A 12,788-nucleotide genomic window follows, 5' to 3' on the forward strand; every position below is an offset into this window, starting at 1 on the left:
AGGCTTACGTCAACTGGGAACCCGGTATCCGTCAAACGGGGGATAATTGTTGATAGAGATTATTTACTTTTTGGGATGATTTAACAAGAAAGTCCCAAATGCTCATAAAAGTTTACGGAAGCGCCGTATTTGGCATCGAGGCAACAACCATTGTTGTAGAAGTAAATATTGATAAAGGCGTGGGTTACCATTTGGTCGGCTTGCCCGACAATGCCATCAAGGAAAGTAATTATCGGATAGCTGCAGCTCTGCAGAATATTGGTTACAAAATTCCCGGTAAGAAGATTACGATCAACATGGCCCCAGCCGATATGCGAAAAGAAGGGTCTGCATATGATCTTACCTTAGCTTTGGGGATATTGACGGCTTCAGAACAAATTAAATCCAATGGTATTGAAGATTATTTGATCATGGGTGAGCTTTCGTTGGACGGGAGCCTTCAGCCCATCAAGGGTGCTCTGCCCATTGCCATAAAAGCACAAAAGGAAGGATTTAAAGGATTTATCCTTCCCAAGGACAATGCTTCCGAGGCCGCAGTGGTCAATGGTTTGGAAGTTTATGGTGTAGAGAACATTAAGGAAGTAATTGATTATTTTGATTGCGGAACCCCACTGCATCAAACCATAGTAGATACCCAAAAGGAATTTTACAACAATATAGACCACCCAGAATTCGATTTTGCCGATGTAAAGGGGCAAGAGAGCATAAAACGATGTATGGAAATTGCCGCAGCTGGCGGACATAATATTATTTTGATAGGGCCACCGGGAGCGGGAAAGACCATGTTGGCCAAGCGACTACCTTCCATATTACCACCAATGACCTTGCAAGAGGCCTTGGAGACTACCAAAATACATAGTGTGGTGGGGAAGGTTAAAAATCAAGGCTTGATGAACCAAAGACCTTTCAGGAGTCCACACCACACCATAAGTAGTGCTGCATTGGTAGGCGGAGGAGGTTATCCACAACCCGGTGAAATTTCCTTGGCCCATAATGGAATACTTTTTTTGGACGAGCTTCCGGAATTTGAACGAAGGGTGTTGGAAGTAATGAGGCAACCCATGGAAGATAGGGAAGTCACCATAGCCAGGGCCCAATACACCGTAACTTACCCCAGTAGTTTCATGTTGGTGGCCAGTATGAACCCAAGTCCTTCAGGATATTTCAATGACCCGGATGCCCCGGTGACTTCATCCCCAGCAGAAATGCAACGATACCTTGGCAAGATATCAGGGCCCTTGTTGGACCGAATCGATATTCATATTGAGGTGACCCCAGTGCCTTTCGATAAGCTGTCAGAGGAAAGGAACGGGGAGGATAGCTTTACGGTTAGAAAGCGTGTAATGGCAGCTCGAGAAATACAGACCCAAAGGTTTAGGGATACAGAAAGCATACACTACAACGCACAGATGGGAACCAAGAGCATTAGAAAATTCTGTGTTTTGGACAATCCGTCCAGAGAACTCTTGAAAATGGCCATGAAACGGTTAAATCTTTCTGCGCGGGCCTATGATAGGATATTAAAAGTATCTAGAACCATTGCTGACTTGGAGAATGCTTCCCATATAAAAGAAAACCATATTTCCGAAGCTATTCAATACAGAAGTTTAGATCGCGAAGGTTGGTTAGAGTGATTCCTTGAAGAATGCATCAATACATAAGATGTTCATAATCAAAATGATAAAAAACATCAAAAAAATCGGGAAAAGTGTAAAAAATACGTTAAACATTGTATGTCAGCTAATTAATGAAACAATTATACAATAATTTTGCAGCCGTTTTTAAATTAGTGTACTGTAATGCAATGTGTAGAGTTGAATCCTGCAGGAAACTTTGACCCGTGGGAGCAAGAGAAGATAGATGAGTTGCTGCATCAAAAAATAACACAATCGTTGAGTGATCGGTTGGTGTTTGAAAATGAGAGTGTAAAACTATGGGAGCTGCGTCTGGCACCACGCCAACGGATTCCTTTTAGAAAGCACAATACCAATTATGGTTGGGTGTGTACAACAGGTGGATTGGCCTTGACCCGTTACGGGAATGGCAAAATAGACATGGTTAAGTTGGATCCAGGGGATACTGAATATTTTGAGTATCGCGGAAAAAACTATATAAATGATCTGGAGAACATTGGGGAAGACCCCATTGTCATCAATATTTTGGAATATAAGGAAACCAAGCTGGACAACAAGTTGCAGTTTTGCAACTAGATAGCCTTAATGTTTGCCTTAAGACCAGAGATGATTCCCAAAATATTCTGAACGGTATCTTCAAGATAGTACTTCACGGCCAAATGGGGAATCCGTATGGTTGTAAACCCATTTTTAAACGAGTGCATGGCATCTTCTAAATCGTTGATGGCCTGCTCATGGGTAATCATATTGTAGTCTTTGTCTATTTCTATATTGAGTTTTACCCGGGAAATGGCAATGTCCACGGAGCGTTTGCCATCCCACCATTCCAACATGGGGTTGGCCCCAGCTTCTTTTAGTGCGTAAAAGAGTTGTATGGCCTCTAATGGGGTATTGTTATTTAGGATGACCCTTTTAATGAGTCTGGTATGTCTTTCGCAAAGTGCTACACTTAGGGAGTCTAAAGATTCCCTGTATTGTTCGTGTCCGATACTTCTGGCGCAATCCTTACATGTCATAAGTATTTGTTCGGTTTAGGTCTATGTATGATTTGGGATTATTATAACTTTTGCTTTTCCATTATCGTATAAATTGTCGATATAAAACACCCCACTTTTAGACGAAATGCATTTTTTTGGATGAAATGCAGCATTTCTCCCAATATCCTCTTATTTTGAACGCCAAGAAATCAACACAGATATGTGGAAAAAAATTGGCCCAGGGGTTTTGGTGGCTGCAGCATTTGTGGGCCCCGGTACCATTGCCATGTGTACTTTGGCAGGGGTTCGGTTTGGTTATGCCCTTATCTGGGCTTTGTTCGTATCCATTCTTGCCACGATTTCACTTCAGGGAATGGCCGGAAGAATAGGAGTAGTGACACAAACAGGACTTGTGGACGTGGTAAAAAATGAGCTGACAAGTCCTTGGGCAAAAAAAATAGTGGTTGCGATGGTCTTGGGAGCCATTCTAATTGGCAACGCAGCCTATGAGGCTGGAAATATTGGCGGGGCAACCCTGGGACTGGAACAACTTTTTCCCGATAAATCTCTAATGCCTTTTTATCCGCTTTTAGTGGGAGTTGCAATCTTTCTTTTGCTTTGGTTCAGCAATTATAAATTGTTGGAGCGGATTTTTGTGGGATTGGTCGCTCTAATGGGCGTATGTTTTGTGATATGTGCTTTTTTGACCCAGCCTTCCATTTCGGATATATTACAAGGTATGTTTGTTCCTGGCCTGCCCGAAGGCAGTCTGTTGACCGTTATTGCCTTGGTAGGAACCACTGTGGTGCCCTACAACCTTTTTCTCCATGCCTCTTTGGTAAAGGAAAAATGGAAATCCGATAAAGACTTGAAAGCGGTGAAGTGGGATACGGCCATCTCCATAGGGTTGGGGGGTCTTGTATCCTTGGCTATCTTGGTCACCGCTTCTGCGGCACCTATAGATGATGTAAACCATGTTTTGGATATGGCTAAGGGCTTGGAGCCACTATTTGGAAGAATGGCGGTACATCTTATGGCCATTGGTCTATTGGCTGCGGGGGTCACTTCTGCCATAACTGCATCCCTTGCCGCTGCTTTTGTGGCCAGCAGTTGTTTTGGTTGGAGCGGGGGAATGCAAGACAAAAGGTTTAAAATGGTTTGGAGCTTTATCTTGTTCTGTGGGGTTTTCTTTTTATCGTTTGATATAAAACCTATTCAAGTCATCCAATTTGCCCAGATGGCGAACGGAATACTACTGCCCATAATGGCAATTCTGTTGTTGTGGATTGTGAACCGAAAGTCAGTAATGGGGTCTTATAGAAATACCACAGCTCAGAATGCTATCGGAGTAGGCATTGTGGGATTTACCATTTTTTTAGGCTTGAAAAGTATTCTCACCGTAACGGGATTGTTGTAGATGAAACAATGGTTTATAGATATTAATTGCGATGTAGGAGAAGGAATGGGCAATGAAGCTTTGCTTTTTCCCCACATAAGTTCCTGTAATATTGCTTGTGGTGGACATGCCGGAGATGAAACCACCATGCGACGGATTGTAAATTTGGCCAAAAAGCATCATATAAAGGTAGGGGCGCACCCTTCCTATCCGGACAAAGTGAATTTTGGAAGGGAGGTCATGGATATTTCACCCCAAGAACTACAGAAGAGCATCCGGGATCAGTTGAAAACCTTTATGGAGGTTTTGCAAGGTGAGGAGGTCAAGCTGCATCATATTAAGGCGCATGGGGCTCTGTACAATCAAACAGCAAAGGATGAAAATTTGGCCGAAATCTATTTGGATGCGATAAACCAGTATAAGGAGAAGGCATTTTTATATGTTCCGTTTGGCTCAGTGATGGAGTCAAAGGCCCTGCTCAAAGGTTATAAAGTTCGATTTGAGGCTTTTGCGGACAGAAACTATACCAATGATTTGGAATTGGTTTCCCGAAAATTGGAAAATGCTCTAATTCAGGACCCTAAAAGTGTCTTAAAACATATGGTTCCAATGATAAAGGAGAATAAGGTATTGACGGTCTCAGGTGAGGAAATAAAAATTGAAGCACAAACTTTTTGTGTGCATGGCGATACCACTTCCGCATTGGAAATATTGATGTATCTTTCGGAAGAATTGCCCAACCACCAGGTACTATTACAAAAGTGAAAAGTTACCCCATAACCATCAAGCCCTTTGGAGAACGTGCCATACTTATTGAATGGCCCAACCAAGTTGAAGAAGCCATTTTGGCGAACATCCTCGATTTTTATGATGCTTTTAAAGAGTTGAAACTTTTTGGGTGGGAGATGTCCGTTGCATATAATTCCTTGACCATGGTATGCAATAAGGAACATTTGGATTTTGAGCAAATCAAAAAGGTGGTTTTGGACTGTCACGCCAAGTTGGAGAATATTAAAATAAGGCGGGCCCAACATTTATGGCAGATACCAGTGTGTTATGATTTGGAGTTTGGCATTGATTTGGAAGAAGTCGCCAAGAAATTGGAACTATCCATCGAGGAGTTGATTCTACAGCACACATCACATCAATATGTTGTCTATGGGATAGGTTTTTTGCCGGGATTTATGTATTTGGGTGGATTGCCCCAAACCTTGGAAATACCCAGACGAGCAGAACCTCGGTTACAAGTGGCAAAAGGCTCAGTAGGATTGGCGGGTAAACAAACGGGCATTTATCCACAGGACTCCCCTGGAGGATGGAACATCATTGGGAATTGTCCGGTGAATCTATTCAACCCAAAATTAAAGGAACCTTGTTTTATAAAGGTTGGGGACAAAATACAATTTCAGCAAATATCCAAGGCCGAATACGACTTGCATAAAATAGAAGGGGAGGTAGGTATTTATAAACCTGAAAAAACTGAGTTGAATGCTTAAGGTTTTAAAATCGGGCTTTTTTACAACCATTCAAGATTTGGGTAGATTTGGATACCGTGATATTGGAGTACCTATTTCTGGGGCCATGGATACAGATTCGGTAAAAAAAGCCAATCTTCTTTTGGAAAACGACCCAAATGCGGCCGTATTGGAGATTACAATGACCGGGCCAACACTACAGTTTGATGAACCCACTGCTGTATGCCTTTCTGGAGCCAATATTTCCGCTACGCTCAACAATATACCCGTTGAGAATTATCAGGTAGTGCAAGTGTCATCGGGGGATATTCTTTCCTACGGCAAATTGGAAGCAGGTCTTAGGGGATACTTGGCTGTTAAAGGAGGTTTTCTAACCGAAAAAGTTTTGCAAAGTCGTTCCCAGTATTTCCCAGTCACATCAAAAAAAAGAATTAAGGATGGGGATGGGATTCCATATGAAAAGGCTGCTTACTCACCAATGATATCGGAAGTGAAGATTGAAAATCATTTTTCGACCAAGGAATTGGAAGTGTTCAAAGGCCCTGAGTTTGATATCCTGTCTGATACACAATTAGCAGATATTTTTTCAAAACCATTCACGGTGTCCAAGGAAAACAATCGCATGGCATACCAACTTAAAGAAGTGGTCCCGGGCCATGAAGTGTCCATGCTCACATCTGGAACCTTGCCGGGAACCGTCCAGTTTACTCCTGCAGGCAGATTAATTATTTTAATGAAGGATGGGCAGACCACAGGTGGATATCCAAGGGTACTTCAGCTCTCCGAACAAGCTATAGACATACTGGCCCAAAAGAAAATGGGAGATAAGCTCTCATTTAGGCTTGTATAAAAAATCAAATATTTTTTAAGGATAGGTTTGTTTCAGAATAATTTTTTGTAACATTGACGTATGAAAAGAACTATTCTAGTCAACGGTGTCGTCATTATTGTTCCAAATTTGGAATGATACAGACTTGCTGTTGATGGAAAGGGCCTGTATCAAATTTGATACAGGCCCTTTTCTTTTGGAATAAAAAATAAATGAATATTGGATTTTTTTCAGTGCAAATAGCTGATAATCAGTATGGTATATTGATTATAATTCAAATGGATTTAAACAGCCCGAAACTGTTAAAAATATAGGGTTTTTTAAACATCTATCTTTGAATTACTGAAGTAAATTCAATAGAAATCTCGATTTGAACGAAATTTGATAATGGAACTGAACAAGTTTAGTAAAAATGTGACCCAAGACCCAACCCTTCCCGCTGCACAAGCCATGTTGCATGCCATTGGGTTGACCGATGAAGATTTACAAAAACCATTGATAGGCATCGCCAGTACAGGTTATGAGGGAAATCCTTGTAACATGCACTTGAACGATTTGGCATTAGAGGTGAAAAAGGGAGTGGAGTCTACCAATATGGTCGGGCTCATTTTTAATACCATTGGGGTCAGTGATGGAATTTCCAATGGAACGCCCGGAATGCGGTATTCACTGCCCTCGCGGGACATTATCGCAGATTCTATGGAAACTGTGGTTCAAGCCATGAGTTACGATGGTTTGGTGACCGTTGTGGGTTGTGATAAAAACATGCCGGGAGCTTTAATGGCACAATTGCGTTTGAACAGACCTTCCATTTTGGTGTATGGAGGAACCATTGCCCCTGGATGCCACAATAACAGGAAATTGGATATCATTTCCGCATTTGAAGCGTATGGACAAAAGGTGGCGGGAACCATTGATGAAACCGAATATAAGGAAGTAATCCACAAAGCATGTCCGGGTGCAGGAGCATGTGGAGGAATGTATACGGCCAATACCATGGCATCGGCCATAGAGGCCATGGGAATGTCTTTGCCGTTTAACTCCTCAATACCAGCTGTGAACCAAAATAAGAATGCGGATTGTGAAGCTGCAGGGACTGCCTTACTGAATCTACTGCAAAAGGACCTCAAACCAAAAGATATCGTCACTAAAAAATCATTGGAAAATGCATTTAGACTAATAACGGTTTTAGGTGGATCTACAAATGCTGTCCTGCACTTTATGGCTATTGCCCATGCTGCGCAGGTGGACTTTACTTTGGATGATATCGCAAGGATAAGTGAGACCACTCCTTTACTGGCCGATTTAAAGCCCAGTGGTAAATACCTCATGGAAGATCTTCATAAGGTTGGGGGTGTTCCTGCGGTCCTAAAATATATGTTGAAGAAGGGGATGCTTCATGGAGATTGCATCACTGTTACAGGTAGAACATTGGCTGAAAATTTATTGGATGCCCCAGACTTGGCAGAAGGGCAGGACATTATCAGACCTTTGGACCAGCCTATCAAAGAAACGGGACACATTCGAATTCTTTATGGCAATTTGGCCTCGGAAGGTGCTGTGGCCAAGATTACAGGTAAGGAAGGTTTGAGTTTTACCGGTACCGCAAGGGTTTTTAACAGTGAAGTTGAAGTAAACGAAGGCATTCATACAGGAAAAGTACAAAAAGGAGATGTGGTGGTCATTCGCTATGAGGGACCAAAAGGAGCTCCTGGAATGCCCGAAATGCTGAAACCCACCTCTGCCATTATGGGCGCAGGTTTGGGTAAAGATGTTGCGTTGATTACCGATGGTAGGTTTTCAGGAGGGTCCCATGGCTTTGTGGTGGGGCATGTTTCTCCCGAAGCACAAGTTGGTGGAGGAATAGCGTTGGTGAAAGATGGGGATGAAATAACCATAGATGCCGTTAAGAATACCATAAACATCAATATTTCGGATGAAGAATTCCAACAAAGAAAAAAAGCGTGGAAGCAACCTGAACTGAAAATAAAATCAGGAAGTCTATATAAGTACGCTAAAACGGTTTCATCCGCCTCAAAAGGATGTGTTACTGATTTATTTTAAAAAACATACAATGCCCATATTGGGAAAGGATAGTATTTCCAAAAATTAAGGCTCATGGAAACATTGAAAGCACAAAAAAAAGAGAACAAAAAGACTACATCTATACGCATAACCGGTGCAGAAGCAATTATACATTGTCTTTTGGCAGAAGGTGTGGACCTTATCTACGGCTACCCTGGTGGGGCCATTATGCCAGTATATGACGAATTGTACAAGTTTCAAGACAAGCTGACACATATTCTTACAAGACATGAGCAAGGAGCTACCCATGCGGCACAAGGGTATGCACGCGTAAGTGGAAAAGTAGGTGTGGCCATGGCTACTTCAGGACCTGGCGCTACCAATTTGGTGACTGGGCTGGCTGATGCACAGATAGACTCCACACCAATGGTATGCATTACAGGTCAGGTGTTCAGACATTTGTTGGGTTCCGATGCATTTCAGGAAACTGATATTGTTGGAATTTCAACTCCAGTGACCAAATGGAATTACCAAGTTACCCGTGCTGAAGAAATCCCCGAAATTATGGCTAAGGCTTTCTATTTAGCTAAATCGGGGAGACCGGGCCCGGTATTGGTTGATATCACCAAGAATGCCCAAGTGGAAGAGTTTGATTTTGTGTATGAAAAGTGCACAGGGGTAAGAAGTTATAAACCGGCTCCTGAGCCTGATTTGAAGACTATTGAGGCTGCAGCTGAATTGATTAACAATGCCAAAAAGCCATACATTGTTTTTGGGCAGGGAATTATTTTGGGTGAAGCTGAAGAGGAACTCAAGGCTTTGGTGGAAAAAGCTGGTATTCCCGCAGCATGGACTATTTTGGGACTTTCTGCCTTGGATACAAGCCACCCTATGAACGTGGGTATGGTAGGTATGCACGGAAATTACGGTCCCAATGTCCTAACAAACGAGTGTGATGTCCTTTTGGCCATAGGAATGCGTTTTGATGACCGGGTAACCGGTAATCTGGATACCTACGCCAAGCAGGCCAAGATCATTCATTTTGAGATAGACCCTGCGGAAATAAATAAAAACGTTAAGGTGGATTTGGCTGTTCTGGGAAATGCCAAACAGACCTTGGACTTGCTTTTGCCCTTGGTGAACAAGAACGAACACAAAGAGTGGAGAGCGGAGTTTGACAAGAAGCACCAAATAGAATTTGACACCGTCATTGAAAAAGATATTCACCCAACAAAGGAAAAGCTAACCATGGGTGAAGTTGTGGAGCAAATAAACATTGCTTCCAAGCATGAAGCGGTTATTGTTACGGACGTTGGTCAACATCAGATGATTGCATGCAGATATGCTAAGTTTAAGCAGACCAAGAGTAATATTACTTCGGGAGGATTGGGAACCATGGGATTTGCCCTTCCTGCGGCCATTGGGGCCAAAATGGGAGCTATGGATCGTGAAGTAGTGGCCATCATAGGAGATGGGGGCTACCAAATGACCATCCAGGAGCTTGGAGTTATTTTCCAACATAATGTCCCTGTAAAAATTGTGGTATTGAACAACGACCACTTGGGAATGGTGCGCCAATGGCAAGAGCTGTTCTTTGAAAGCAGATATGCCTCTACGGTAATGACGAACCCAGACTTTGTCAAGATTGCTGAGGGGTATCATATCCAATCCAGGAGAGTAACGGAGCGCTCGGAACTTAAATCTGCCATTGAAGAAATGATGGCCTCCAAAAATCCGTATTTCTTGGAAGTTAAAGTAGAGAAAGAAGATAATGTGTTTCCTATGATTCCAGCCGGAGCATCGGTTTCCGACATAAGGTTGAAATAAATGGATCAAGCCCAAATTTTGGACGCACCGTCCAAGTATACGGCTTTAGTGGCCAAGTCAAGAGAAATGGGGTTTTCCATGTGCTCGGATATGTATGTGGGCACCCTCTTGAAAACCTTGGTGGCGTCAAAACCCAAAGGGAATTTCTTGGAGTTGGGCACTGGGATAGGTCTGTCCTTGTCATGGATGATCAAAGGAATGGATGGAGATTCGCATAGTACCAGTGTGGACAACGATTCGGAGCTTGTACAGATTGCCAGCACCTTTTTTAAGGAGGACTCCCGAGTGAAACTGATTTGTGCCGATGCAGGTGAATGGTTGGAATCCTATGAAGGCAAGCCTTTCGATTTGATTTTTGCAGATGCTTGGCCCGGAAAGTATAGCCATCTGGACAGAACGTTGGCTTTACTGAAGGTAGGTGGGTTTTACATCATCGACGACATGATAAGACAACCCAATTGGCCCGCGGGTCATGAGGAAAAGGCAAAAGAATTGATCCAAGAATTGGAAAGGAGAGAAGATATAACAATTACAAAAATGAATTGGTCCACTGGACTTATAGTTGCGGTTAAATTAAAATGAACATGAAAAATCAATGGTATACCATATCGGTGTATTCCGAAAACAATGTGGGATTGCTCAACAGGATATCGGGAATATTCTTAAAGAGACACATTAACATAGAAAGCTTAAATGTCTCAAAGTCAGAAATTGAAAATGTATCAAAATTCACGATTGTGATTCATTCCACAGAAGATTGGGCACGCAAGATTGTCAATCAGATTGAGAAGCAGGTAGAGGTAATCAAAGCCTATTACCATACAGACGATGAGACCATTTATCAAGAATCGGCTTTGTTCAAAATAGCATCGCATTTGTTGTTTGATGAACGCCAAATTCAAAATATCATCAAAGAAAGCAATTCTCAGATTGTTACTGTGAGCAGGGATTTCTTTGTCTTGGCCAAAACAGGTCGACGCCATGAAATTGACGAAATGCACGATGCCCTTGAACCATATGGTATAATGCAGTTTGTTCGTTCGGGCAGGATAGCCGTGAGCAAGGCGGCTATGCCGATCACCAACATTTTAGCAGAATTTCAAAATCAATAAATAGAAAATCAAATACAGAAAATGGCAAATTACTTCAACACACTATCACTTCGCGAGCAATTGACCCAGTTGGGAAAATGCAGGTTTATGGATCCCAGCGAGTTTGCTGATGGTGTTACCGCTCTAAAAGGCAAGAAAATTGTAATTGTGGGCTGTGGGGCCCAAGGGTTGAACCAAGGGTTGAACATGAGAGATTCCGGATTGGATATTTCCTATGCTTTACGTGGAGCGGCCATCAAAGAGAAAAGACAATCTTATAAGAATGCTTCAGAGAATAACTTCACGGTAGGTACCTACGCGGAGTTGATCCCAACAGCCGATTTGGTCATCAACCTAACTCCAGACAAGCAACATACCAATGTGGTAAGTACGGTAATGCCCTTGATGAAGAAAGGCGCTACACTTTCCTATTCCCACGGATTTAACATAGTGGAAGAGGGAATGCAGGTACGTGAAGACATTACTGTTATCATGGTTGCTCCTAAGAGTCCTGGTTCTGAAGTACGGGAAGAATACAAGAGAGGTTTTGGTGTACCTACGCTAATAGCCGTTCACCCAGAAAATGACCCTGAAGGAAAAGGGTTGGAACAAGCCAAGGCCTATGCTGCTGCTACCGGTGGTGATAAGGCTGGTGTGCTTGAATCTTCCTTTGTGGCTGAGGTAAAATCAGATTTGATGGGGGAGCAAACCATTCTTTGTGGACTGCTACAGACAGGATCGATCCTTTCATTCAATAAAATGATTGAAAAAGGCATTGATGCGGGATATGCATCCAAATTGATTCAATACGGTTGGGAAACCATTACTGAAGGGTTGAAACAAGGCGGGATTACCAATATGATGGACCGTTTGTCCAACCCGGCCAAAATCAAAGCCTTTGATTTGGCAGAGGAGTTGAAACACATTATGCGTCCTTTATTCCAAAAGCATATGGATGACATCATGAGTGGTCATTTCTCTAAAACCATGATGGAAGATTGGGACAATGGCGACAAGAATCTATTGGATTGGAGAGCAGAAACTGGAGAGACTGCATTTGAAAAGACACCTGCAGGAGATGTGGCCATTTCTGAGCAAGGCTACTATGATAATGGGGTGTTAATGGTTGCTTTCGTAAAATCTGGTGTGGAACTGGCCTATGAGACCATGACAGAATCTGGAATCATTGGGGAATCTGCTTACTATGAGTCCCTACATGAAACTCCATTGATCGCGAATACCATAGCAAGAAAGAAATTGTTCGAGATGAACCGGGTAATTTCCGATACCGCTGAGTATGGTTGCTATTTGTTTGACCATGCGTGTAAGCCTTTGTTGACCGATTTCATGAAAAAAGTGGAAACAGACGTTATTGGCAAACACTTTGGAGAAGGAAAAGACAGTGGTGTGGACAATGTTAAGCTAATTGCAGTGAACAAAGCTATTCGCGAACATGACGTAGAGGTTGTGGGAGCTCGTTTGCGCGCATCAATGACGGCTATGAAGCCTATAGCATAATATAGATATTGGCCCC

Annotated in this window: 12 protein-coding genes; 11 read left to right on the forward strand and 1 reads right to left on the reverse strand. The window is 42.6% G+C overall.

Annotated elements, in window-relative coordinates; translation table 11 throughout:
• The first annotated feature begins 98 nt into the window (after nucleotides 1-98).
• Both ACP14V_RS07475 and ACP14V_RS07480 read left to right on the forward strand, forming a co-directional pair.
• Complete coding sequence (locus tag ACP14V_RS07475; RefSeq protein ID WP_272609997.1) at nucleotides 99-1,634, forward strand: YifB family Mg chelatase-like AAA ATPase; 1,536 nt, start codon at nucleotides 99-101, stop codon at nucleotides 1,632-1,634.
• Nucleotides 1,635-1,799: 165 nt separating this feature from the next.
• A complete protein-coding gene (locus tag ACP14V_RS07480) occupies nucleotides 1,800-2,210 on the forward strand; it encodes a hypothetical protein (protein WP_272609998.1) in 411 nt (136 codons plus the stop codon).
• On the opposite strand, the gene ACP14V_RS07485 is transcribed toward ACP14V_RS07480, so the two are convergent.
• Nucleotides 2,207-2,650, reverse strand: coding sequence for a hypothetical protein (locus ACP14V_RS07485; RefSeq protein ID WP_136566890.1), 444 nt, complete (start codon nucleotides 2,648-2,650; stop codon nucleotides 2,207-2,209). The two genes, ACP14V_RS07480 and ACP14V_RS07485, sit on opposite strands and share 4 nt — an antisense overlap.
• Before the next feature lie 181 nt (nucleotides 2,651-2,831).
• Here ACP14V_RS07485 and ACP14V_RS07490 point away from each other — a divergent pair, with 181 nt between their 5' ends.
• The 9 genes from ACP14V_RS07490 (at nucleotide 2,832) to ilvC (ending at nucleotide 12,772) form a co-directional block, all read left to right on the forward strand.
• Nucleotides 2,832-4,028 carry an Nramp family divalent metal transporter gene (locus tag ACP14V_RS07490; protein WP_272609999.1) on the forward strand — a complete coding sequence of 399 codons (1,197 nt, stop codon included), beginning with the start codon at nucleotides 2,832-2,834 and terminating at the stop codon, nucleotides 4,026-4,028.
• On the forward strand, nucleotides 4,029-4,772 hold the full coding sequence (gene pxpA / locus ACP14V_RS07495; protein ID WP_272610000.1) for a 5-oxoprolinase subunit PxpA: 744 nt from the start codon (nucleotides 4,029-4,031) through the stop codon (nucleotides 4,770-4,772).
• Nucleotides 4,769-5,503 (forward strand): 5-oxoprolinase subunit PxpB, encoded by a 735-nt coding sequence (pxpB, locus tag ACP14V_RS07500; RefSeq protein ID WP_272610001.1) that lies wholly within the window; start codon nucleotides 4,769-4,771, stop codon nucleotides 5,501-5,503. Before pxpA ends, pxpB begins: the two co-directional genes overlap by 4 nt.
• Nucleotides 5,496-6,332 (forward strand): biotin-dependent carboxyltransferase family protein, encoded by an 837-nt coding sequence (locus tag ACP14V_RS07505; RefSeq protein ID WP_272610002.1) that lies wholly within the window; start codon nucleotides 5,496-5,498, stop codon nucleotides 6,330-6,332. The genes pxpB and ACP14V_RS07505 overlap by 8 nt, the downstream gene beginning before the upstream one ends.
• A gap of 366 nt (nucleotides 6,333-6,698) precedes the next feature.
• Complete coding sequence (ilvD, locus tag ACP14V_RS07510) at nucleotides 6,699-8,375, forward strand: dihydroxy-acid dehydratase (RefSeq protein WP_272610003.1); 1,677 nt, start codon at nucleotides 6,699-6,701, stop codon at nucleotides 8,373-8,375.
• Between the two features lie 54 nt (nucleotides 8,376-8,429).
• Complete coding sequence (gene ilvB, locus ACP14V_RS07515; RefSeq protein WP_136566896.1) at nucleotides 8,430-10,163, forward strand: biosynthetic-type acetolactate synthase large subunit; 1,734 nt, start codon at nucleotides 8,430-8,432, stop codon at nucleotides 10,161-10,163.
• Complete coding sequence (locus ACP14V_RS07520) at nucleotides 10,164-10,745, forward strand: O-methyltransferase (RefSeq protein WP_272610004.1); 582 nt, start codon at nucleotides 10,164-10,166, stop codon at nucleotides 10,743-10,745.
• Between the two features lie 2 nt (nucleotides 10,746-10,747).
• On the forward strand, nucleotides 10,748-11,275 hold the full coding sequence (gene ilvN, locus ACP14V_RS07525) for an acetolactate synthase small subunit (RefSeq protein ID WP_136566898.1): 528 nt from the start codon (nucleotides 10,748-10,750) through the stop codon (nucleotides 11,273-11,275).
• Between the two features lie 21 nt (nucleotides 11,276-11,296).
• Nucleotides 11,297-12,772 carry a ketol-acid reductoisomerase gene (gene ilvC / locus ACP14V_RS07530; protein ID WP_424988054.1) on the forward strand — a complete coding sequence of 492 codons (1,476 nt, stop codon included), beginning with the start codon at nucleotides 11,297-11,299 and terminating at the stop codon, nucleotides 12,770-12,772.
• Nucleotides 12,773-12,788: the final 16 nt, after the last annotated feature.

This window comes from Flagellimonas alvinocaridis, from assembly GCF_965248585.1.
Classification (GTDB): Bacteria; Bacteroidota; Bacteroidia; order Flavobacteriales; family Flavobacteriaceae; genus Flagellimonas; species Flagellimonas alvinocaridis.

What these genes read in the sequence shown, in the direction of transcription:
- ACP14V_RS07475 (WP_272609997.1), top strand. Translation starts at nt 99, where the DNA reads ATGCTCATAAAAGTTTACGGAAGCGCCGTATTTGGCATCGAGGCAACA.
- ACP14V_RS07480 (WP_272609998.1), top strand. Translation starts at nt 1,800, where the DNA reads ATGCAATGTGTAGAGTTGAATCCTGCAGGAAACTTTGACCCGTGGGAG.
- ACP14V_RS07485 (WP_136566890.1), bottom strand. Translation starts at nt 2,650, where the DNA reads ATGACATGTAAGGATTGCGCCAGAAGTATCGGACACGAACAATACAGG.
- ACP14V_RS07490 (WP_272609999.1), top strand. Translation starts at nt 2,832, where the DNA reads ATGTGGAAAAAAATTGGCCCAGGGGTTTTGGTGGCTGCAGCATTTGTG.
- pxpA (WP_272610000.1), top strand. Translation starts at nt 4,029, where the DNA reads ATGAAACAATGGTTTATAGATATTAATTGCGATGTAGGAGAAGGAATG.
- ACP14V_RS07505 (WP_272610002.1), top strand. Translation starts at nt 5,496, where the DNA reads ATGCTTAAGGTTTTAAAATCGGGCTTTTTTACAACCATTCAAGATTTG.
- ilvD (WP_272610003.1), top strand. Translation starts at nt 6,699, where the DNA reads ATGGAACTGAACAAGTTTAGTAAAAATGTGACCCAAGACCCAACCCTT.
- ilvB (WP_136566896.1), top strand. Translation starts at nt 8,430, where the DNA reads ATGGAAACATTGAAAGCACAAAAAAAAGAGAACAAAAAGACTACATCT.
- ACP14V_RS07520 (WP_272610004.1), top strand. Translation starts at nt 10,164, where the DNA reads ATGGATCAAGCCCAAATTTTGGACGCACCGTCCAAGTATACGGCTTTA.
- ilvN (WP_136566898.1), top strand. Translation starts at nt 10,748, where the DNA reads ATGAAAAATCAATGGTATACCATATCGGTGTATTCCGAAAACAATGTG.
- ilvC (WP_424988054.1), top strand. Translation starts at nt 11,297, where the DNA reads ATGGCAAATTACTTCAACACACTATCACTTCGCGAGCAATTGACCCAG.